21 protein-coding genes are annotated in these 20,618 nt (G+C 48.5%); 6 read left to right on the top strand and 15 right to left on the bottom strand.

Annotation, left to right across the window (positions count from 1 at the left end):
- The first annotated feature begins 21 nt into the window (after window positions 1-21).
- Window positions 22-1,200: an acyl-CoA thioesterase/bile acid-CoA:amino acid N-acyltransferase family protein gene (locus ACUUHJ_RS14220; protein WP_472299132.1), complete on the top strand. Its 1,179-nt coding sequence runs from the start codon at window positions 22-24 to the stop codon at window positions 1,198-1,200.
- A 73-nt stretch (window positions 1,201-1,273) separates the two neighbouring features.
- Window positions 1,274-1,612: a histidine triad nucleotide-binding protein gene (locus tag ACUUHJ_RS14215; RefSeq protein ID WP_007727375.1), complete on the top strand. Its 339-nt coding sequence runs from the start codon at window positions 1,274-1,276 to the stop codon at window positions 1,610-1,612.
- A gap of 19 nt (window positions 1,613-1,631) precedes the next feature.
- On the opposite strand, the gene ACUUHJ_RS14210 is transcribed toward ACUUHJ_RS14215, so the two are convergent.
- Window positions 1,632-2,600 (bottom strand): YpdA family putative bacillithiol disulfide reductase, encoded by a 969-nt coding sequence (locus ACUUHJ_RS14210; protein ID WP_472299131.1) that lies wholly within the window; start codon window positions 2,598-2,600, stop codon window positions 1,632-1,634.
- Between the two features lie 145 nt (window positions 2,601-2,745).
- On the opposite strand from ACUUHJ_RS14210, the gene ACUUHJ_RS14205 reads away from it, so the two are divergent.
- Window positions 2,746-4,350 carry an S-layer homology domain-containing protein gene (locus ACUUHJ_RS14205; protein ID WP_472299130.1) on the top strand — a complete coding sequence of 535 codons (1,605 nt, stop codon included), beginning with the start codon at window positions 2,746-2,748 and terminating at the stop codon, window positions 4,348-4,350.
- Between the two features lie 75 nt (window positions 4,351-4,425).
- Here ACUUHJ_RS14205 and ACUUHJ_RS14200 read toward each other — a convergent pair whose 3' ends face one another.
- Window positions 4,426-4,668 (bottom strand): hypothetical protein, encoded by a 243-nt coding sequence (locus ACUUHJ_RS14200; protein ID WP_472299129.1) that lies wholly within the window; start codon window positions 4,666-4,668, stop codon window positions 4,426-4,428.
- Window positions 4,669-4,720: 52 nt separating this feature from the next.
- On the opposite strand from ACUUHJ_RS14200, the gene ACUUHJ_RS14195 reads away from it, so the two are divergent.
- Both ACUUHJ_RS14195 and ACUUHJ_RS14190 read left to right on the top strand, forming a co-directional pair.
- Window positions 4,721-5,089, top strand: a complete 369-nt coding sequence (locus tag ACUUHJ_RS14195) for a hypothetical protein (RefSeq protein ID WP_012686281.1) — start codon at window positions 4,721-4,723, stop codon at window positions 5,087-5,089.
- A 114-nt stretch (window positions 5,090-5,203) separates the two neighbouring features.
- On the top strand, window positions 5,204-5,758 hold the full coding sequence (locus ACUUHJ_RS14190) for a spore coat protein (RefSeq protein ID WP_056493088.1): 555 nt from the start codon (window positions 5,204-5,206) through the stop codon (window positions 5,756-5,758).
- Window positions 5,759-6,162: 404 nt separating this feature from the next.
- Here the strand turns inward: ACUUHJ_RS14190 and ACUUHJ_RS14185 are convergent, their stop codons facing one another.
- From ACUUHJ_RS14185 to ACUUHJ_RS14175, 3 genes are all read right to left on the bottom strand, one after another.
- On the bottom strand, window positions 6,163-7,125 hold the full coding sequence (locus tag ACUUHJ_RS14185; RefSeq protein ID WP_048032750.1) for an L-threonine 3-dehydrogenase: 963 nt from the start codon (window positions 7,123-7,125) through the stop codon (window positions 6,163-6,165).
- Window positions 7,122-8,315, bottom strand: a complete 1,194-nt coding sequence (locus tag ACUUHJ_RS14180; protein WP_472299128.1) for a glycine C-acetyltransferase — start codon at window positions 8,313-8,315, stop codon at window positions 7,122-7,124. Before ACUUHJ_RS14180 ends, ACUUHJ_RS14185 begins: the two co-directional genes overlap by 4 nt.
- 291 nt (window positions 8,316-8,606) lie before the next feature.
- Window positions 8,607-8,984 carry a (2Fe-2S) ferredoxin domain-containing protein gene (locus ACUUHJ_RS14175; RefSeq protein ID WP_016740414.1) on the bottom strand — a complete coding sequence of 126 codons (378 nt, stop codon included), beginning with the start codon at window positions 8,982-8,984 and terminating at the stop codon, window positions 8,607-8,609.
- 145 nt (window positions 8,985-9,129) lie between these two features.
- On the opposite strand from ACUUHJ_RS14175, the gene xerS reads away from it, so the two are divergent.
- The gene (gene xerS / locus ACUUHJ_RS14170; RefSeq protein ID WP_289677777.1) at window positions 9,130-10,242 is read left to right on the top strand and encodes a tyrosine recombinase XerS; all 1,113 of its coding nucleotides are present in this window, start codon (window positions 9,130-9,132) and stop codon (window positions 10,240-10,242) included.
- A 121-nt stretch (window positions 10,243-10,363) separates the two neighbouring features.
- Here xerS and ACUUHJ_RS14165 read toward each other — a convergent pair whose 3' ends face one another.
- From ACUUHJ_RS14165 to ACUUHJ_RS14120, 10 genes are all read right to left on the bottom strand, one after another.
- Window positions 10,364-11,176: a transglycosylase domain-containing protein gene (locus ACUUHJ_RS14165; protein ID WP_472299127.1), complete on the bottom strand. Its 813-nt coding sequence runs from the start codon at window positions 11,174-11,176 to the stop codon at window positions 10,364-10,366.
- Window positions 11,177-11,285: 109 nt separating this feature from the next.
- The gene (locus tag ACUUHJ_RS14160) at window positions 11,286-12,869 is read right to left on the bottom strand and encodes an acyl-CoA synthetase (protein WP_472299126.1); all 1,584 of its coding nucleotides are present in this window, start codon (window positions 12,867-12,869) and stop codon (window positions 11,286-11,288) included.
- A 136-nt stretch (window positions 12,870-13,005) separates the two neighbouring features.
- The gene (locus ACUUHJ_RS14155; protein ID WP_289677774.1) at window positions 13,006-14,004 is read right to left on the bottom strand and encodes a branched-chain amino acid ABC transporter permease; all 999 of its coding nucleotides are present in this window, start codon (window positions 14,002-14,004) and stop codon (window positions 13,006-13,008) included.
- Between the two features lie 7 nt (window positions 14,005-14,011).
- Window positions 14,012-14,872, bottom strand: coding sequence for a branched-chain amino acid ABC transporter permease (locus tag ACUUHJ_RS14150; RefSeq protein WP_289677773.1), 861 nt, complete (start codon window positions 14,870-14,872; stop codon window positions 14,012-14,014).
- A gap of 27 nt (window positions 14,873-14,899) precedes the next feature.
- Window positions 14,900-15,601 carry an ABC transporter ATP-binding protein gene (locus ACUUHJ_RS14145; RefSeq protein ID WP_289677772.1) on the bottom strand — a complete coding sequence of 234 codons (702 nt, stop codon included), beginning with the start codon at window positions 15,599-15,601 and terminating at the stop codon, window positions 14,900-14,902.
- Window positions 15,585-16,355: an ABC transporter ATP-binding protein gene (locus tag ACUUHJ_RS14140; RefSeq protein WP_289677771.1), complete on the bottom strand. Its 771-nt coding sequence runs from the start codon at window positions 16,353-16,355 to the stop codon at window positions 15,585-15,587. The genes ACUUHJ_RS14145 and ACUUHJ_RS14140 overlap by 17 nt, the downstream gene beginning before the upstream one ends.
- A 12-nt stretch (window positions 16,356-16,367) precedes the next feature.
- Window positions 16,368-17,537, bottom strand: a complete 1,170-nt coding sequence (locus ACUUHJ_RS14135; protein ID WP_472301185.1) for a substrate-binding domain-containing protein — start codon at window positions 17,535-17,537, stop codon at window positions 16,368-16,370.
- 70 nt (window positions 17,538-17,607) lie between these two features.
- Window positions 17,608-18,651 carry a 3-oxoacyl-ACP synthase gene (locus ACUUHJ_RS14130; protein WP_472299125.1) on the bottom strand — a complete coding sequence of 348 codons (1,044 nt, stop codon included), beginning with the start codon at window positions 18,649-18,651 and terminating at the stop codon, window positions 17,608-17,610.
- On the bottom strand, window positions 18,648-19,064 hold the full coding sequence (locus ACUUHJ_RS14125; RefSeq protein ID WP_472299124.1) for a MaoC family dehydratase: 417 nt from the start codon (window positions 19,062-19,064) through the stop codon (window positions 18,648-18,650). The genes ACUUHJ_RS14130 and ACUUHJ_RS14125 overlap by 4 nt, the downstream gene beginning before the upstream one ends.
- Before the next feature lie 9 nt (window positions 19,065-19,073).
- The gene (locus ACUUHJ_RS14120; protein ID WP_472299123.1) at window positions 19,074-20,600 is read right to left on the bottom strand and encodes an o-succinylbenzoate--CoA ligase; all 1,527 of its coding nucleotides are present in this window, start codon (window positions 20,598-20,600) and stop codon (window positions 19,074-19,076) included.
- Window positions 20,601-20,618 lie beyond the last annotated feature (18 nt).

The raw sequence follows: 20,618 nt of genomic DNA, 5'->3' as shown, positions 1-20,618 counted from the left end.
TCTGGAAGGAGTGTTGACAAAATGATGCTTCCACAAATTGAAGTTACCCCTGCAACAGCCTTCATCGATGTTCCCGTCCATATTACACTCAGCGGGTTTGTCCCGAATCAATTAATCACCCTTCATGCTACTCTCAAAAACGGGTTGCCTGGAGGAGATTTGACTGCATCCTCACATGCTATATTCCAAGCAGACGAAAATGGCTCGGTAGATTTGGTTTCCCAAGCTCCCTTATTCGGTACGTATGAGGGAATTGATCCGATGGGGCTTTTCTGGTCTATGAATGTCCAGACCATGCGTTTTTATCATGCCTATTCCCTGGACGACTTTCAGTTCACCCCGCGCTCCACTGAGATTGAATTGACGGCAGAAGTAAACGATAAACCCGTAGCGAAAGCAGTCGTGAAACGTATTTTTGTCTCTCGTGATGTATGGATACAGAAAGTGACAGACCATGGGCTAGTCGGTCTGTATTTTTCTAAACCTCACCCGGAGCAAAGACCCGCCATTGTCGTACTTGGTGGGAGTGAAGGTGGAATTGGTTCTTGCTCACAATTCGCTGCTTTGTTCGCCTCTCACGGCTATCCGGCACTAGCACTCGCTTACTTCCAATGCAATGATCTTCCTGACGATATTCGCCAGATCCCGATTGAATATGTTCAACGCGCCATTCATTGGCTACAGCAGCAGCCCTCCGTGCATCCTGATAAAATTACGTTATTCGGACGTTCCAAAGGAGCAGAATTGGCATTAGTCACAGCATCAATTGATCAAGACGTACATGCTGTTATTGCTTCGAGTCCCAGCTCTGCGGTTTCTATCGGGACAGATAAGGCATTCGCTGGATCAGACACGTTCTCCCCGCAATCCTCTTGGTCGTTTCAGGGTGAGCCTCTTCCATTCGTTGAAATCCCGGTAGAAAAAATCAATGGCCCGATCCTCTTCCTCTCCTCGGATGACGATCACTGGTGGCCAGCAGCAGAGCATTGCGAGCAAATGGTCGAGCGGTTAAAGAATCATCAGTTTGCTCATTCGGTGGTGCATTTGCGTTACCCGGATACAGGACATGGAATCCGCTTTCCTTACATCCCTACTACCCGCACACAGCTCAATGGTGGTACGCCCAAAAACAACGCCTACGCATCCGAGCACTCTTGGCGTGAGGTTCTTCAGTTTTTGGAACGGACTTTTCCGGAGTAAAAAACAGGGAAAGCCTACTTGCATGACGAAGTAGGCTTTACGATCTATCATTATAGAAAGGATGTATGGCCCTATGGACTGCTTATTTTGCAAAATTGTAAACGGAGACATTCCTTCTAAAAAAGTGTATGAGGACGAGCATGTATTGGCCTTTCACGACATTAATCCTGTGGCCCCTGTTCACGTCCTGATGATTCCGAAAAAGCATATTCAATCCGTTCTGGCTATCGAGCCTGAGGACAAGGAGCTGATCGGTCACCTCCATCTGTCGCTACAAAAAGTGGCAGAAACAATGGGCGTGAACGAGGATGGCTTCCGTATCGTAACCAACATTGGCAAGCATGGGCAACAAACTGTCTTCCATCTGCACTACCACCTCATTGGAGGCCGACAATTGGAGTGGCAGTTCTAATCAATAGCGGCTACTTCTCTTAGTGAGAGGCTATGTGGCGGGCGATACTTTCACCATGAAACCTTCCATTTTCGATAAAAATGGCGTTCGCATGACGGCCCGCCGCAATGACTCCCGCGATATAGAGTCCTGGGATATTCGTCTCCATTGTCTCAGGTTGATGCACGGGGATTCCCGTTTCCTCGTCAATCATAACTCCTAACGAATGAAGGAAGGTACGATCCGGACGATATCCAATCAAAGAAAACACATGGTCATTGGCAAGCGTAATGCCTTCCTCGCCCATCCTCACCCTGATGGAACGTTCCTCAATGCTCTCGACGGTTGCACCAAACAGCATGTGGATGCGTCCTTTTTTGATCAGACTCTCAAAAACAGGTCTTGTCCATGCCTTGACCTTGTCAGATAGCTCCGTTCGGCGGCAAATCACCGTTACCTCTGCACCTGCCCGTTCCAGCTCCATCGCTGCGTCTACGGCAGAGTTGTTCCCCCCTACTACCGCTACTTTCATCCCTGTATACGGATGTGCTTCCTTATAAAAGGACGAAACCTTTGGCAACTCCTCGCCTGGGACCTGCAACCGATTTGGATTGTCAAAGTATCCTGTGGCGATCACCAAGTTTTTCGCCTCATACGTATGGGTTTTGGCGAAACGGTCCATAGTCGTAACCTGGAAGCCTTCTGGTGTTTTCTTCGCTTCCGTCACCGTTTCATATACGTTCACGCGCAATTTTTCTCGCGCTGCTACCAGTCGATAGTAATTGAGTGCCTCTTGTCGGGTCGGTTTGTCGTTCGCCGTTGCAAAAGGGACACCCCCGATTTCCAGTAAATCTGGTGTGCTATGAAAAATCATGTAGGTCGGGTAGCGATAAATCGAATGGACAAGCGATCCTTTTTCAATAATGATGGGATCAAGTCCAGCTCGCTTGCAGGCAATTGCCGCCGCCAATCCACAAGGTCCACCGCCTACAATCAGTACGTCATCCATTTCTCTCCGCCTCGCTTCATTCTCTCTATTCTTATTCCTCCATCATATCATATCGCATTCCCAGAAAAAGAGTTCGGGCACCCCGCTAGGTTTCTACCAAAATCTGACCAATGAAAGAATGGTTCTCCCTCCTTATACTGGATGTATGATGAAAAAACAAAAGATACATATCTGGTTAGTCTCCTTGGCTTTTCTGGTGTACGGTCTCTCTTTTGCCATAGGAGTCCCTGCATCCACAGCCTCGACGAAAAATTTAAAAGATATCGCAAACAGCTATGCGATAGAGCAAATCCGTTCGCTACAGGCGGCAGGTGTCATCTCCGGCGATGAAAACGGGTACTTTCACCCAACTCGCCCGGTGACGCGTGCTGAGTTTGTCGCGATGCTCACACGAACGCTCGGTATGAAACCAGTGGTCAGCAACGTCGCAGCCTACACGGATGTTCCGAAAACCTCTTGGGCATACGGGTATGTACAAGCTGCTGCTGGACTTCGCATCGCGAATGGCATCGGTCCTACTTCTTTTGCTCCGAACCAGACGATCTCTCGCGAAGAGGCCGCTGCATTTCTCGTACGCGCACTGGAACAGAGCATTTCGTCTTCTTACCAGTTGTTCGTGAAGGATGCCAATGCGATTTCGAGCTGGGCACGCCCCTCAGTCAGCCACGCCATGCAGAAAAATTGGTTGGTTGGCTACAATGGCTACTTCCGCCCGACTCAAGCACTATCGAGAGAAGAAACCGCTGTTATTTTGTATCGAATTCAGGAGAATCTGAAGAAGCAAAACGTTACAGCAAAGTCGCTTGTCTCTCTCGGATGGCAATACCAATCCACGACAGAGGAGTTCATCACACAAGTCAAGAAAAGCGGAGTCAATACACTATCTCCACGTTGGTACTTCCTGCAAAAAGACGGAACGATTAGCGACTCTACGGATCCTTCCCTTGTCCAATGGGCACATGCAAATGGCAAGCAGGTGTGGCCGCTTTTCGGGAATAAATTTGATCCTGATGCTACTCACGCCATGCTGTCCGATCCCAATAAACGAAAAGCAGCCGTGCAAAAGCTTTCTTCGTTCATTGATCAATACCACCTAAACGGGATTAACATCGATTTTGAAGGGTTCTCCCCTGCGGATCGCAACAACTTCACCTTGTTTATTCAGGAGCTCGCGTCTGCTCTTCACGCAAAAGGCACTGTCCTATCTGTAGATATTCCGCCTGATGGTAATTCAGACTGGAGCGATCCTTTCGATTTTGCCAAATTAGCAAAGTACGCGGATTATTTGGTAGTCATGGCCTATGAAGAGCATTGGGTAGGTGGGTCAGAAGCAGGCTCCGTAGCATCCTTGCCTTGGTTTTCGAAAGTCATTACCGATCTGCTCGACGAGGTTCCGACCCAAAAGCTCATCGTCGGAATGCCTCTTTACACACGCGACTGGTACCAATCGAATGGAGCATTGCAGTCAACAGATATTAGCATCCCTGAGTCTTACCAGTTGCTCTCGCAATACAGAGCAAAAACAGTGTGGGACGATAAAGTTGGACAATACCGTTCGACGTATCAAAAGCAAGGCGTCACACACACAATTTGGCTGGAAGAAAGCCGTTCGATTGGGCTGAAGGCTCAGGCTAGTCTGCAATGGCAAGTCGGTGGCCTGGCGTATTGGTACGTTGGCTCTGAATCAACGGATATGTGGACGGCCATTGCCAATTCGATCACCCTTAAAACTGCACGTGAAAAACTGTAAGAATCATAAAAAGAAGCGCCCTCGTCCGGCTATAGCCGTGGCAGAGGCGCTTCTTTTTGTTGTGTTAGGCAATTCTCAATAAGTCCCGGATGAGCCCGCTCCGCCAGGATGCTTGGGCGCCTCGACGACTTCGTCCTTCGACGCTTTTCGGGTCTCAAATAAATCGACGCTTCCTGCTGCGTGCGTCCCAAGTACTTTCAGTTCTTTATTTTCTACTTCCTGATTGCTTTGTTCGGTCAATGTGATCCCTCCCGAGTGCGAGTTAGCAGTAGTTTGTCTCCTTTTAACGATTATTAGACAATCATTGGTGTTTTGCATGGGAATGCCCTCCTTTCTTCATACTGAAAAGGAGCAGAAGGAGGAAAGGTTCTTGCCGGATATTTTAATGAGCCCTGAATTAAAAAGAAAAACAGAGGAAGCTATCCAAGGTCTCACTTTCACGAAAAATTTCCGTTCTGCAACAGCCGAGGAATGGTATCTGTTTTTGCCAGGATATCGAGATCCGCAGACAGAAGGGGCTTGCGGGAAAGTATTCATTCATTACGACCTGTTTGGAAATCGGGATGTGTTCATCAACACCACGGTGATTTTCGATGACCCAAAACTGCATGACCCTACTCTACATCCGCTCGTCTACGCAGTCGTCGATGAGACCGTCAATCGTTTGGTTGGCTATGCAAATACGTTACTTTCGGTACATGCAGGCTTCAATTCATACTCAGCGGAATACGTGAGTTAGCACCCTTTCGCCTAATTGTCCAATCGTTTCCCCATTTTTTCCTGAATATCCATTGATTCTATACAAACACTATCAAAGGTTGACAGTAACCCAATTCGATTACAGGAGGCTATTATGCAACGATTTGCTGCTCATGAGTTTTTGGAAACACAAGAAGCACTCCGCTCCAAGCATGCCGCGATTGAAATGCACGGAGTACTTGCCGAGATGGCACAAGACCCGCAATTAACAGGTATCATTAACAGACATCAGCAAATGATCATGAACGCCTACCAGCAAGGGATTAGCCTCTTGCAGGGAAAAGGCTTCAACATTGCACCAGCTCCTATTCAATTGCGTGTAGCACAACCTACAGCAGTAGGTCTTAATAACCCGCAGATGGCTGCACCCAACCCACACCCAACCCGCTTGTCAGATATGACAATTGCTACTCTGATGCTGAACTGGCATAAAGCGGGTTCCGCAATTGGTATGCTTTGGGCCGCTGAGTGCGTAGACCCAGGTATCCGCCAATATCATGTAAATGGCGCTAATGCATGCCAGCAAATGGCTTATGAAACCTGGCAATACATGAATGCCAAAGGCTACTACCAAGCTCCACAGCTTGCCGATCACACAATGAACACGATGATTAACGCCTATCAGCCTCAACAACAAATGCTCCTGTAAGCCACAATAACCGTCCTTGTTTGGACGGTTTTCCCTTTGTGTGTACGAGAAAAACCTCCCGGATTCCGGAAGGTTTTGTTTGTTACATGGTGTCAGCTCTCTCGAACCCTCTCGGTATTATTCGACCAGCCCCAGCTTTCTATTGGTCGTTCCTCATTACTACTGTCTTTCGTGTCCTGTATATTTGGGATGACTTGTCCTTCTTCGTCGTGCTTCGAATGGTTGCCCTGCAAGTTTTTTGATAAATCCATGATTTTCCCCCTCTCTTTTCATAATGTGCCCGGAGAACAGGAAAGGCATTCAAAAGTCTTATAACGTGCATGTGAACGGACAAACAAAAAATGGCCACCTCTCTCGCATCACGGCACAAGAAGAAGTGGCACATTTTCCTTTTCTCTATTCGTTTATCCGACTTGCTGGAGCAACTTTCCCCGCAGTTTTGCGAGCATGTCCTCGGTCATTTTGTCCAAGTCGTACTCGGCTTTGAAGCCCCACTCTTGCATGGCAGCCGTAGCATCAATGGAGTTCGGCCAGCTATCGGCAATCGCCTGACGCACAGGGTCGACTTCATAAGAGAGCGTAAACTCAGGGATGTGTTTACGGATCGCTGCTGCTACATCTTCTGGCTCAATGCTCATCGCAGTCACGTTGAACGCGTTGCGGTGGATGAGCTTGGAGGCATCTGCTTCCATCAGGGAAACAATCGCATTTAACGCATCAGGCATATACATCATATCCATGTACGTTCCTTTGCCGATGTAGGACGTATACGCTCCATGCTGGATCGCCTTATAGTAAATGTCTACTGCGTAGTCAGTCGTACCACCACCCGGAGGCGCTACATACGAGATCAGACCTGGGAAACGAACGCCGCGCGTGTCTACCCCAAATTTTTGATAATAGTAATCGCAGAGCAACTCACCGGAAACTTTATTGACACCATACATGGTCGTAGGGCGTTGAATCGTGTCCTGCGGTGTGTTGTCCTTCGGTGTAGTCGGACCAAATGCCCCAATCGAGCTCGGTGTAAAGAACTGGCAGTTCAACTCACGTGCTGCTTCCAACGCGTTTACCAGCCCGCCCATGTTCAGGTTCCATGCCAAGAGTGGCTTTGCTTCTGCGGTTGCAGACAACAGCGCAGCCAAATGCATGATCGTATCCACGCCATGTTTCTTCGCCAGCTCAAACATCCGGTTTCCGTCTGTGACATCAAGAACTTCGAATGGACCCGATTGCACCACAGGATCGTCTTCGTTTTTCCGGATATCTGTAGCGATGACTTGATCCGCTCCGTAAATATCGCGTAGTTTCATGATGAGCTCGGAACCAATTTGTCCTAACGCCCCGGTTACCAGAATTTTTTTCATTTCAGGATCCCCATTTCTTTCCCAACTTTTTCGTAGATGCTAAGGGCACGATCCAGCATTTCCTTGCTATGCGCCGCTGTTGGCATATTCCGTACACGGCCGGTTCCTTTTGGTACAGTCGGGAACACGATCGCTTTCGCGTACACGCCCTCTTCATACAGTCGCTTGCTGAATTCTTGAGTCTGCTGTTCGTCTCCGATAATGCAAGGAGTGATAGGCGTTTCGCTCTCCCCGATATTGAAGCCGAGTTCTTTCAAGCCTTTTTTCAGATAATGTCCGTTATCCCACAGCTTGTCTTGCAGCTCAGTGCTGTTCATCAAAATATCGATAGCTGCAATGGAAGCAGCCACATCCGCTGGCGTCAGCGAAGTCGAGAACAGGAAAGGTCTGCTGCGTACTTTGAGCCAGTCGATGAGCTCTTGGCGTCCCGCTACATAACCACCGACTACCCCGATTGCTTTGGAAAGCGTGCCGATTTGGAAGTCGATTTTATCAGACAGGCCAAAATGTTTAACCGTTCCTGCCCCTTTACCGAGAACACCAGAGCCGTGGGCATCGTCTACATACGTAATCAAGTCAAATTCTTCGGCTACCTCGACGATTTCCGGCAATTTAGCAACATCGCCATCCATTGAAAATACGCCGTCAGTAATGACCATCAGCTTTTTATATTTACCGGATTCTTTTGCTTCCTTCGCTTTCGCACGCAGGTCATCGATATCGGAGTGGTTCACCCGGATAATTTGTGCACGTGACAGGCGGCATCCATCAATAATGGAAGCGTGGTTCAATTCGTCAGAAAGAATCGCATCGTCCTTGTCCATGACAGCAGAGATCGCAGCCATGTTGCAGTTAAAGCCAGATTGGTAAGCGATTGCAGCTTCCGTATGCTTGAAGGCAGCGAGCTTTTCTTCCAGCTTCACATGCAGGTCCAAGGTTCCATTAATCGTACGAACAGCCCCTGCTCCTACGCCATATTTGCTTGCTGCTGCAATCGCAGCATCCACAAGGCGTTGATCAGTAGCCAAGCCCAGATAGTTATTGGAGGAGAGATTGATCAGTTCTTTTCCTGCAATCGTAATGACAGGACCATTTGCGCTTTGCAGTGGATCAATGACGTTGTACAGTCCCTTGCTCTTCAAATCTGCCAGATTTTCATGTAAAAAATGTTCAAGTGTTTTGCTCGCCAACGAGAATCCCTCCATTATTCAGCCATCGAATAGTAACTTCCACAAAAACAATTGTTCACACTGTATGGACATATCATTTTGATAAAATTCGCATAAAATCAACTTAATCTACAGACATATTACCACCATTTACTTAAAACGTCCACATCACAAAGACATATTGTTAACGTTTTCAATCATTTTCCTTTCGATATTGCCATCTCTCCTACTTTCTCCTTTTGTCGTAAATCGTAGACTCCTGAAAATGAAAAAACCACTCTCTTGCTTCATGAGCAGATCGTGGCCTTTTCCTCATTTTTTTGCCTTTTGTGATTTTAAGATACCGGGCTTGGTGTCTATCGTACGCACAAAACCGTTCGTTTCGAAGCGATGCGTCATCAAGGACTCTACTGGTCTGCCGTTTTGAAAATGCTCTTCCACCAACTGCTGTGCATCTTCTGGTGTCACGTTTTCATACCAGATTCCCTCGGGGTACACGATCATTACGCACGCGTCCTCACAGCGTCCGTTGCAACGCGTGCGGGTTGTATGTACATAGTCATCCAAACCTGCTTCGGTAATCGCTTCGCGTATCGCTACCGTAACCTCTTCGCCCCCCTTGCGCATACAGCTTCCACCGTTACAAATCAGCACATGATGTCTCGTCTGAGATAAGTCCCATGTTGCCACTATGAATCCACTCCGTTCTTATCCAACATCGATCCACACTCCCCATCATGACGTTTTCTTGTTCAATTTGCAATTCCCAGAACGTTTGGTTTTTGATAGAATATATGTTCGTATACGATTACAAATAGATGTTGGTGGTGAAAGCATGTCCGTTACCAAACAGCGCGATGCCTTGCAGCTTTTGCAAACAGTTGGCTCCTACCCGTGGTATGTCGAAAAGTTTATTGAGCATAAAAAATCCAAAAAGAACTCACCCTCCACCTTGCTTGGATACCTACGCGATTTCTCCTTTTTCTTTCGCTGGATGATGACAGAAGGATTGAGTACTGCGACGGATATGAAGGACATTCCATTAAGCGATTTGAATGATTTGAAGAAGGAAACGGTAGAAAGCTACATATTATACTTGCAGGAGTCGCATCTGTATGAGCGATCCGCCTTACTCTCGAACCCTACCAAAAGCGCTAAGAAAGAGTACAGTGACCGCACCATCAGCAGAAAAATATCGAGCCTGAAATCACTTTTTCATTACTTGTCCGCCCTCGCTGAGGATGAGAATGGGGAATCGTATTTGACGCGGAATGTACTCGCCAAAATCGAGCTGGAGATCACGGAGCTGACTCCCCTCGCACGCGCCCACGCCATTCGGGCAAAAATCCTGATAGACGACGAAATCTATCAGTTCGTTGATTTTGTCTACAACGGATATTTGGCTCATTGTGATACGGAAAAAAAGAAACAGTATCACATGCAAAACCGCGACCGGGATACTGCCTTGATCGCGATGATTCTCTCTGGTGGCTTCCGTGTGTCAGAGATCGTCAGTCTCGATCTATCCGACATTATTATGGAAAAAAACCAGTTGAAATTGATTCGCAAAGGAAAGAAAGAGGACGCTCCCTTTTTCAGTGACTGGGGCAAAGAGTACTTGACCAAATACTTGCAGCTGCGTAACAAATACAATCCCGAACCGCAAGAGGACGCTGTTTTTCTCGCTGTTTCCCCTGCCAATCCGAATGGGCATCGCATTGAAGTGCGTTCTGTCCAAAAGCTGGTCAAAAAGTACGCCAAGGCATTCGGCATTCCCGATTTGTCAGTCCATAAGCTTCGTCACAGCTTTGCTACCCAGTTTCTCCGGTTGAATCCTGACCCCCATCAGCTCCAAGCGCAACTGGGGCACTCCAAAATCGAAACGACCATGCAGTATGCCCATGTATTGGAAGATGCTTTGGGCAAGGCTGTGAACCGAACGACATAAGAAGCGCTCTGCATCCCCGCCGCTGTTCCACCATCAGGCAACCGGCCATATGAAATGCATGTTTCTTCTGTTCCATAGCAAAAATCCCCTGCCATCCAGACAGGGGATTCATCATATTCGTTTATTTCGCTGCGCGTTTGGAAGTAGGAACAACGGATATATGCTCGTTCTTAGCCAATGTACTTTCGCTTTGATCGATCACGGCCAATTCGTTCATCCGATTCAGTACAACCTCCTGCCGTTCTTTGGCTCTGTCCCAGTTCTTTATCGGTGAGTAACGCTCTGGTCCTTTCGGCAAAGAAGCCAGCATGGCCGCTTCTCCTAATGTTACTGCTCGATTTCCTGTTTCATTTGCTTTTTTTCCGAAGTAAAAGGGAACAGCCTCGCCAATTCCGTATTTTCCGTGCCCGAAATAAATGACGTTGAGGTACATTTCGAGCAGTTCTTTTTTGCTGTATCGCTGCTCTAATTGTAAAGCGATCGCGACTTCCTTTACTTTTCTAGTCATGGTTTTGTCGTTTGTCAGAAACAGGTTCCGCGCCAACTGCATGGTGATTGTACTTCCGCCCTGCACGTAGGCACCTTCCTTGACATCGACCCAGATCGCTCGGCTCAATCCAATCGGATCCACTCCTGGATGCTGCATAAACCGATGATCCTCTATTGCAACGAATGCCTTCCACACATAATCAGGCATTTCGTCCAGCTTTACATAAGTGTTGGATTGCTGTACAGCAGCCAGCTTTTTTTCATCTATCCATATATTCCCTGTCCAGGCAAGCACGAGCGGCGCCAGAATAGCTGCCATCATGATCACGAGAAAACTGATACGCAGTCGTTTTTTCCAACGAACACCGAGTTTCTTAAGCTTGGGCATGCTCGCCGCCTCATGCAAGTCGGTGTTTCTTCCTAATGGGATTGGAAGGTGGTTCATGCTGCATTCCCCCTTGCCTTGCTTCTACTCATATTGTAGGGGATGCACGCATTTCGTCCCATCGAATCCACTTACAGCAATATTACATTTTCGTAAGACAAACGATTCCCTATAAATGCTGATTTTGCTGTGCCTCCTGCTGCCGCAGTTCGATCCGTCTGATTTTACCGGAGGTCGTTTTCGGCAGTTCTTGTACAAATTCGATTTTGCGCGGGTATTTATACGGAGCAGTTAATTGCTTGACATGGTTTTGCAATTCCACGATCATCTCTTCGGATGGCTCATTCCCTTTTTTCAGGATGACAAAGGCTTTTACCACATGACCACGCTCTGGATCAGGACTGGCAACCGCCGCACATTCCGCTACCGCCGCATGCTTCACCAGCGCATCCTCGACCTCAAACGGACCAATCGTATATCCGCCTGAGATGATAATGTCATCGGAACGTCCTTCGAACCAGATGTAGCCATCTTCGTCCATGCGGCCTTGATCACCCGTCACGTACCAGTCACCGCGAAACGCTCTGGCAGTGCGCCCGGGATCATCCAGATAGCCTTTGAACAGCGCCACCATATGGCGATCAATGGCAATATCGCCCACTTTGCCTACTGGCAGCTCCGCTCCTTCTTCGTCAATAATGGCGATTCTTACAACTGGCGATGGTTTGCCCATTGAACCTGGTCTTGGCTCCATGCCGACAAAGGTACCCACCAGCAAAGTGTTCTCTGTCTGTCCGTATCCGTCTCGCACGGTCAACTGGAAGACGCGGCGGAATGTGTCGATCACTTCCCGATTGAGCGGTTCACCAGCCGAACATGCGGAGCGCAGGGCGGACAGCTTGTATTGTTCTAAATCCGTTACCTTTGCCATGATTCTGTACTCGGTTGGCGTCGCACACAAAACAGATACCGGGTATTTTTGCAGAATCGTCAAATAATTTTCCGCAGAAAACTTTCCTTTATAGACAAACGCGGTCGCTCCCAGCCCTAATGTAGAGACAAACGGACTCCAGATCCACTTGGCCCAACCAGGCCCAGCCGTTGCCCAAACCACATCACCTTCGCGAACGTCCAGCCACTGTGTAGCCGCCACAGCCAAATGCGCAAACGGCCAACCGTGAACATGCATGACCCCTTTTGGTCCCCCAGTCGTCCCTGAAGTATAAGACAGGAAGGCTAGCTCATCCGACTTCGTGTTTACTACCTCAAATTCTGTGTCCTGCCCCTGGAGCAACCCCTCAAGCGAAATCCACCCTTCTTTCTCTTTGCCCGTCGTGATGTAGTGTTGCAGGGTAGAACAGTTGCCTCTCGTCAGATCAACCTCACACATTGCTCCCGCGAAGCTGATCACTGCCTTTACTTTTGCATGATTGATCCGGTACTCGATATCTTTGGAACGCAGCATCTCAGACCCTGGCAAAATCACTGCCCCTAGCTTCAGCAGTGCCAAATAGAGACCGTAAGCCAATGTTCCTCGGGAAACCAGAACGAGTACCCGATCTCCATGCCCGATTCCAATGGACCCTAGTCCATTCGCAATTTTATTTGAATATTGGCGCAAATCTTCGTACGTAAGGATATGCTCCTGGCCTTGCTCATCTAACTCCCAAACCGCACGTCTCTCTGGTTGTTTTTTCGACCATTCGTCCACCTGGGCTGCGAAATTATAGTTCACTGGCATCTTTAATTCCATAGCACATCTCCACCTTTTCTAAGATTAATGAATGATAATTCGACATCACTATAATTCTCACCTTTTTCTTTCGACAAAAATGGGACAAAAAAAGGCCAACCTTTTCCAGCGGTTGACCTCCCTTCTTTCATCCCTATCACTCTACTGGCTCCATGATCGTCGCAGCCTGCACGGAACGCTGTTTTCTTTTTTCTCTCCACTCTTGAAAGCTGCCGACAATTCCACTCGGAAAGCAAAGAACGACCAAAATATAGAGCAAGCCAAGGAATATGACCCATCTCTCGAATATCGGGTGGAGCTTCGCCAGCTCAGTCAGTCCGTGATGCGCCAGCTCTACGATTCCCGACCCCAAAATAGAGCCAAATAGCGTTCCCAGCCCACCGATCATGCTCATCAAGAGTGCATCCAGTGTCGTTTCAATTGAAAACACTTGGGTGTTTACGAAGCGCAGCATGACCGCGTACAAGCCTCCACTAATCGCTGCAACCACTCCAGCGACAATGCTGACGATTACCTTATAATGAAGAATTTGATAGCCTAATGCTTCCGCGCGTTGTTCATTTTGACCGATGGCTTTCAGTACCTTGCCGAGTGGAGAGCGCGTAAACGCCCGCAAGATGACGAACAGCATGACCATTAGGAGCAGGCATACATAGTAAAAGGACAAACGATCCCGAAACAGCTCAGGAACCGGGAAGGTGAAGCCATCTCCCCCCATCGTCAGCGAGCGCCATTTCTCTGCCAATACGAATAGCAGCTGGGAAATCGCCAAGGTCAGCATCGCATAAAAATGACTTTTCAAGCGCAAGGATAGCATCCCGATCACATAGCTGAGAATCCCAGATAGCACGATGGCAACGAGTACGCCAAGTAAGAAATAGCCGATCGTCGCCTCAAAGCTTTTCAGGAATAAAGACACAGAGTACGCACCTATTCCGAAAAACATACAGTGTCCGAATGAGACGATCCCCGTATAGCCGAGCAACAAATCAAAGCTCATCGCAAAAATCGCAAAGATAAAGATTTGGGTGAACAAGATGTACAGGCTTCGCGAGTCTGAAAGAAACGGCAAAACCGCCAAAGACAAAAACACAAAGAGGATAAAACGATGGTTCAACAATCCGGATGTAGTCAACGCATGATCACCCCTTCACTCCAAACAGGCCGGATGGTTTGATAAGCAGCACTGCCAGCATCAGCAGCATGTTCACTGCCAGTGAAAGCTCTGGAACGAAGTAAGCCATAAACGAGCCAAGCACCCCTACTAAAAGCGCCGCAATCATAGAGCCTTGAACGCTTCCCATCCCACCGACAATGACGACGATGAATGCCAGAATCGCATACTGCATACCCATTTCCGCAAAAATAACCCCCGAATACGGGGCTAGCAGACTTCCTCCCAGCGCAGCCATGCCTGCCCCCAGCAAAAAGACGAAAGTAAACACTTGTTTAATATTGATGCCGAGTGCCTGCACCATTTCCTTATCGATGACGCCCGCTCGGACGATCAAGCCTAGTCTCGTTCTCGTCAATAGCAGATGCAACCCGACGTACACAGCTATTCCCACAGCGATGACAAACAAGCGATACGTAATTAGTATGATGTCGCCAAGCTCGATGCTTCCTTGCAAATAATCTGGTAATCCTGCCCGAATGGGATTGGGACTCCAAAATACCTTGAGCAATTCACTGATCACGAGCATCCCGCCCAATGTCACGAGCAGTTGCTGAATATGATCACCGTACACGGGACGGATCAGTACGCGCTCTAGCACGAAACCGAGCAGCATCCCGATAACGGCAGCACCTACGATGGCCAGAAAAAAGCTATCCGTCACTCCGAAAAGCCATACACCAGCAAAGGCTCCCCAGGCAAACAATCCACCGTGTGCAAAGTTCAACACACTCATTAAGCCAAAGATCAACGTGAGCCCGGAAGCGAGCAAGAAAATGAGTGTGCCTGTCGCCAGTCCATTTACAAGCAAATTAATCGCGACATCCATTTCATCCTCCCCCTCCCTGTTAGACGCTCAAGCAATACCCAAATATTTTTGTCGTGTATCTGCATCATCCTTCAACTCCTGCATCGCGCCACTGCGGACCATTTTCCCTTCATCCATCAAGTAGTACTGCTCGCCAATCATGCTCGCCATCATAAAGTTTTGTTCAACTAATAGCACGGTCGTTTTCTCTTTCATCGATTCGATGTGGAGCATGAGCTTTTCAACCATGATGGGTGCAAGCCCCTTGCTCGGCTCGTCTATTAACAAGAGTCCGTTGCTGTTCACATAAGCTCGTGCTATCGCAAGCATTTGTTTTTGACCACCGCTTAAGTGCCCACTTTTCTTTTTCCAGTAGTGATGCAGGTCAGGAAAAAGATCGAGCATCCACGCGAGCTTTTCTTTTTGTTCGTCGTCATTTTTTTGCATGGCGAGCCGGAACGTCTCTTCTACCGTAAAATCATGAAAAATCCCTTGATTCTCGGGCACATAGCCAATCCCTTTACGTGCGATGGAATAGGTCGGCAAATGTCCGATTTCTTCTCCTCGATAGCGAATTTGACCATGACGGATCGGGGCAAGCCCCATGATGGAACGAAGCGTCGTTGTTTTGCCAGCGCCGTTTCGTCCAAACAGGACAGTAATACTACCTGCTTGCACGGAGAGCGAGACACCCTGCAAGATGTGAAACTGGTCAAGGTACGTTTCAATCTGATCAAGTTGCAGCATCATGCTTATACAACCCTCCCAAGTAGGCAGATTGCACCTGTTCATTTTGCATCATGTCAGTCGGTGTCCCCTCAGCCAATAGCTCTCCATGAAACAGAACGACCATGTGATCGGAGAGTGATTTGACCATGTCCATCTTGTGTTCGATGAGGATGATCGTGCACGAATTGCTTTCCTTTATGGATTCGATTACCCTCAATACAGCTGGGACTTCCTCCAGCGAAATACCCGCCGTCGGTTCGTCGAGTAAAAGAACATCCGGACGCAGTCCAAGTAGCATTGCCAGCTCCAGCTTTCGTTTTTCCCCATGCGCCAGTAGGCTTGCCAGCACATCTGCCTTTTTCTCCAGCAATACCAGATGCAGCAATCGTTCAACTTCCTCAGCCTGTCGCATCTGATCTGCTTGGGAAATCCACAGACGAAACCGAACGCCCTGTGCGGCTTGCACTGCCAGTCGAATATTTTCCCGTACTGTTAGCTTGGGAAATAAGTTTGTCAATTGAAACGATCGGCCAATACCCAATCTCGCTCGTGCTGCTGGGGGCAAGTGTGTAATCTCTTGCCCCTTGTACTTGATTATTCCTTGCGAAGGAGTAAGCTGTCCGCTTAACAAGTTAAACAGCGTCGTCTTTCCAGCTCCATTCGGTCCGATGATCGAAGTAAATCGCTGCTTCGGTATGCGTAGCGATACCTTGTTTATGACTGTTTGCTCCCCGAATGCTACGCTTGCGTCAACCGTTTCCAACAAGTAACTCATCACACACCTCCTCTACTTCTGGTTCCTGACAGGCGGTGCTGTCTCTTCCATCGTCATCTCCCGAACGAGCACAGGGACCGGATGATCGACTCCTTCTTTTTTCTCTAGCTTGATCGCGTACAATGTTTGCAGTGCCTGATGGTCCTCCACCCGGAACTGCATCTGGCCCTTCGGTGAATCAAAGGTCATGCCTTCCATCGCAGCAATCAACTTCTCCGAATCTATATCGGCGCTCGTCTTTTTCAGCGCTTCCACAATCGCTACAGCTGCCGTCATCCCGCCTGCCGTAAATAAATCTGGAATCTCGCCCTGAAAACGCTTCTTGTGCTCATCGATGAGCCAGTCGTTCATTTTCGTTTTGGGGAGCGAATGGTAATACACTGAGAAGCCTTTCATCCCGATCATTGCCTCCATCGTTTTCAATGCAGCGATATCAGGAGCTCCCGTAGACACCTTGATGCCTTTTTGCTGAACCTGCATATCTTGCAGCTGTTTCCACGGGGAGTTCGAGCCTGCCCACGTGATGAACACATATTCGGGTTTGGCGCTAATGATTTTTTGGATGTTGGCTGTAAAATCAGTCGTGCTCGTGTCCACGTATTGCTCTTCGATGATGACAGCCCCTAATTTTTCAGCGGCGGTCTTAAAGGCTTCGATCCCTTCTCGACCGTAGGCGCTGTCCTGAGCCATTGTCGCGATCTTTGTTCCTTTGGAAGCAATGGCCGCAGCGCCAGCAACTGCGTCCTGCGAAGAATTTCGACCTGTGCGAAAAATGTATTTGTTCCAATTTTTCCCTGTGATGCTATCTGCTACTGCTGGCTCTACGACCATGATTTTTTTGTACTCCTCTGCCAGAGGAAGGACAGCTAGCGTATCGCCTGAACTCGAGGAGCCTACGAGAAAATCTACCTTGTCAGTTTCCAGGAGCTTCGTTGCTTTTTGAACGGCGACATCCGGCTTCGTCTCCGTATCCTCCACGACAAACTCGATCTTTTTGCCACCGATCTCTCGCTTGCCTTCTGTTGCATAATCGAGCCCGAGCTCAAAACCTCTTGCCGTCTGCTTGCCGTAGCTTTCCAATGGGCCTGTGAGCGAAGCAAGTACACCTACCTTGATCGTGTTGCCGCCACCAGATGAAGCGCTTTCATTTTGGCTGCAGCCAACAACAAGCACGACAGACATCGCTAGCGGGAGCAACATGTTCCATCCTCTTTTTTTCACGCCCGTTCCTCCTCGAGTGTCATAATGTTCATTACGATTCGGCTAACCATTCCAGTACGGTTGCAGCCCACGTATATCCAGTCCCAGCACTGACAGCTACGACAATATCCCCTGGGGCAAGACGTCCCTCTTGCTGTGCGACATGCAGTCCAATACACGGATCGAGTGCAGACAAATGCCCGTAATGATCGAGATAGACGGCCTGCTCCTCGCTCAGTTGCAAACGCTCCAACAGCTCCAAGAACATCGAACGCTTTGTGTGCAAAGGAAGCAGCAGCTTCAAATCACGAAGGGAATGATTGCTTTTTGCCAATGCTTGCTCTACCACATGAACAAAGTTTGGTATTGAGATGGGATCAAGTCGTTCTTTCATATCGCTCGGATTCGGCACATCGATGTAATGGAGTCTGTCTTCAACCGTTTCATGACTAGGTTGGTGCTTCGAGCCGCCAGCGGGTACCCTTACATCATCGTGAAAAGAACCATCGGTAATGACACAGCTGTGGAGAATTCTGCTCTTAGTAGCTCCACGTTTTATGAGAGCCGCTGTCCCCCCATCTGCAAAATTAAACATGAAGCGTGAGCGAGGATTGTCGTAATCGACGATTTGTGATTCTTTACAGCCAGCAACCAGCAAGATGTTTTCAATGGATGCATCTGCCGTTAGCATATCTTTGGCAACCTTCAAGGCGATTGGAAAACAAGAGCTGACGTTCATCATCTCGAAACCGTATGCGTTTGTCGCTTTTAGTTCGTATGTAATCTTCGGTGCGCTAGACCATACATAGTAATCTTTGTGCGGGCTACCAAAGTAAATAATCACGTCAATCTCAGATGGATCGATCACCGAGCCGGTCAGCTGTTGGGCAGCGAGCACAGCGAGGTCTGATGCATGAAGGGTGTCATCTGCGACATGCTTTTGATAAAGACCGAATTTTTCGATAATAACTCGTGTGGGGATTCCTGTCTTTTCAGCCAAACATTCAGCTGTTTCTACACCTTCAGGAAAAAATACGGACGTCGCTTCCACTCCAATGGTCTGCTCTTGGATCGTATTCACTTCAAGATGATTCATACTTTCGCTCCTTCCCTCGGTACGAGCATCGTCGCTGTTCCAGTCAGAACTAGTTTTCCATGCTGATTCGTGCATTCTGTAAGCAATCGGATGATGCCCCGCTCTTCTTGATACTCCAGCACAGTGGCGGTCGCGGTGATCGTGTCTCCGATCAATACCGGAGCCGTAAACGAAATGGTCTGGTCTTTGTAAATGGAACCGATGCCGGGCAGCTGCATCCCGAGCAATCTGGACAACATGCTCGCCGTCAACAGTCCATGTGAGATACGCTGACCAAATCGCGTATCTTTTGCGTATTGTTGGTCAATGTGCACCGGATTATAATCCCCACTCATTCCTGCAAATAGAACGATATCTGTTTCCGTAATCGTTCTGCTAAAAGATGCTTGCTCCCCTATTGCAAATCTCGCCATGAAATCACCTCATTGTGTAATGGAATCTGTCTTCAATCTGGTCAATGCTTGCTTGACAATTTTCCCTGTCGCATTGCGTGGCAGCTCGGTTAAAAACACGAATGACTTCGGGATTTTATACTTCGCCAGTCTTTGCTCACAGTGTTCTTTGATGTGTGCTTCCGTGATGACTACACCTGATTTGGGCACGATAAACGCCTTCGCGACCTCTCCCCATTTTTCATCAGGTACACCGACGACTGCGGCTTCTAGAACACCATCCAGCTCGCCGATGACCTGTTCCAGCTCCAGCGGATAAATGTTCTCCCCGCCTGAGATAATCATGTCTTTGCGCCTTCCTACGATAAAGGCGAACCCTTCTTCATCAAAACGTGCCAAATCCCCTGTGTACAGCCACCCATCGCGGATGGTCTTGGCTGTTTCTTCTGGTCTGTTCCAGTATTCCTTCATCACATTCGGGCCTTTGACAAGCAATTCTCCGATTTCGCCCTGACCCACGTCTTTTCCATCATCCGAGATCAGGCGGACTTCACAAAACATGACGGGCTTACCGATTGAGCCGGCTTTTCTTCTCGCATCTTCCTTGGCAATCATAAACACGGTGGGGGATGTTTCTGTTAGGCCGTATCCTTGTCCAAAAGGGAGGCCTCGCTCCTGAAAATGCTGGATGAGTTCCATGGGGCATGGAGCGCCGCCGTTGTAAAACCAACGGACGGAATCGAATGATGTGGTTGCAAATAAAGGGCTTTGACGAATGGCTTCATAGATGGCGGGCACACCCATCACAATGGTGACTCGGTGGGTTTCGATTAGTTGAATCGCTTTATCAGGGTCGAACTTCCCGGCAACAACGACGCGTCCGCCTGCAAGCCATGTAGGGAAGGCAAACAGTCCGATTCCCCCGATATGAAAGAGTGGCAATAAGACAATCGAGCAGTCTTCTGAGGTGAGATCAAGCGCGGCTACGTTGTGTACGGAGTTCCAAAACATATTTTCTTGGGTGAGCACTGCTCCCTTAGGCTTTCCTGTCGTTCCTGATGTATAGCAAATGATGTATGGATCATCTCCACTTCCGTCATCTGCATTGGTCCTACTGTGCTGGGATGACTCACTCGGGCCATCCTGGCTCCAAGGAAGTTCTCCCGGTTCCAGCCATATCATGTGCGCAACACTGGCCTTCGCCTTGATCAACTCGATGGTAGCAGCGAACTCTGGCTGGGCACATAACACGCGAATACCACTATCCTCAAACTGATAATCTAATTCTGCTGGGGTCAAGCGGATATTAAAGGGGACGGCTATCGCACCGAGTTTGGCGATGGCAAACAGCAGAAGCACATACTCCAAACTGTTTTGGGACAAAATGCCGATCCGATCCCCCTTTTTGACCTGTCGCTCATGTCGTAAATAGTTGGCAACACGTTGGATCTGTTCATTCATTTGCTGATACGTGAGTGATTGCTCGTTGGCAATCACTGCGAACCGCGTCGGAGTGATTCGGGCTCGCTTTTCAATCCAATAAGCAATTCCGTGCATGAACTCTACTCCTTTGCC

It is taken from the genome of Brevibacillus schisleri (genome assembly GCF_055685845.1).
The sequence above is the reverse complement of the archived record's forward strand: the minus strand, read 5'-3'. Positions and strand labels throughout refer to the sequence as shown.

Bases quoted from the DNA above. Each gene is read 5' to 3' on its own strand.
- ACUUHJ_RS14220 (WP_472299132.1), top strand. From the start codon at position 22: ATGATGCTTCCACAAATTGAAGTTACCCCTGCAACAGCCTTCATCGAT.
- ACUUHJ_RS14215 (WP_007727375.1), top strand. From the start codon at position 1,274: ATGGACTGCTTATTTTGCAAAATTGTAAACGGAGACATTCCTTCTAAA.
- ACUUHJ_RS14210 (WP_472299131.1), bottom strand. From the start codon at position 2,600: ATGGATGACGTACTGATTGTAGGCGGTGGACCTTGTGGATTGGCGGCG.
- ACUUHJ_RS14205 (WP_472299130.1), top strand. From the start codon at position 2,746: ATGATGAAAAAACAAAAGATACATATCTGGTTAGTCTCCTTGGCTTTT.
- ACUUHJ_RS14200 (WP_472299129.1), bottom strand. From the start codon at position 4,668: ATGCAAAACACCAATGATTGTCTAATAATCGTTAAAAGGAGACAAACT.
- ACUUHJ_RS14190 (WP_056493088.1), top strand. From the start codon at position 5,204: ATGCAACGATTTGCTGCTCATGAGTTTTTGGAAACACAAGAAGCACTC.
- ACUUHJ_RS14185 (WP_048032750.1), bottom strand. From the start codon at position 7,125: ATGAAAAAAATTCTGGTAACCGGGGCGTTAGGACAAATTGGTTCCGAG.
- xerS (WP_289677777.1), top strand. From the start codon at position 9,130: ATGTCCGTTACCAAACAGCGCGATGCCTTGCAGCTTTTGCAAACAGTT.
- ACUUHJ_RS14165 (WP_472299127.1), bottom strand. From the start codon at position 11,176: ATGAACCACCTTCCAATCCCATTAGGAAGAAACACCGACTTGCATGAG.
- ACUUHJ_RS14160 (WP_472299126.1), bottom strand. From the start codon at position 12,869: ATGGAATTAAAGATGCCAGTGAACTATAATTTCGCAGCCCAGGTGGAC.
- ACUUHJ_RS14150 (WP_289677773.1), bottom strand. From the start codon at position 14,872: ATGGATGTCGCGATTAATTTGCTTGTAAATGGACTGGCGACAGGCACA.
- ACUUHJ_RS14145 (WP_289677772.1), bottom strand. From the start codon at position 15,601: ATGATGCTGCAACTTGATCAGATTGAAACGTACCTTGACCAGTTTCAC.
- ACUUHJ_RS14140 (WP_289677771.1), bottom strand. From the start codon at position 16,355: ATGAGTTACTTGTTGGAAACGGTTGACGCAAGCGTAGCATTCGGGGAG.
- ACUUHJ_RS14135 (WP_472301185.1), bottom strand. From the start codon at position 17,537: ATGTCTGTCGTGCTTGTTGTTGGCTGCAGCCAAAATGAAAGCGCTTCA.
- ACUUHJ_RS14130 (WP_472299125.1), bottom strand. From the start codon at position 18,651: ATGAATCATCTTGAAGTGAATACGATCCAAGAGCAGACCATTGGAGTG.
- ACUUHJ_RS14125 (WP_472299124.1), bottom strand. From the start codon at position 19,064: ATGGCGAGATTTGCAATAGGGGAGCAAGCATCTTTTAGCAGAACGATT.
- ACUUHJ_RS14120 (WP_472299123.1), bottom strand. From the start codon at position 20,600: ATGCACGGAATTGCTTATTGGATTGAAAAGCGAGCCCGAATCACTCCG.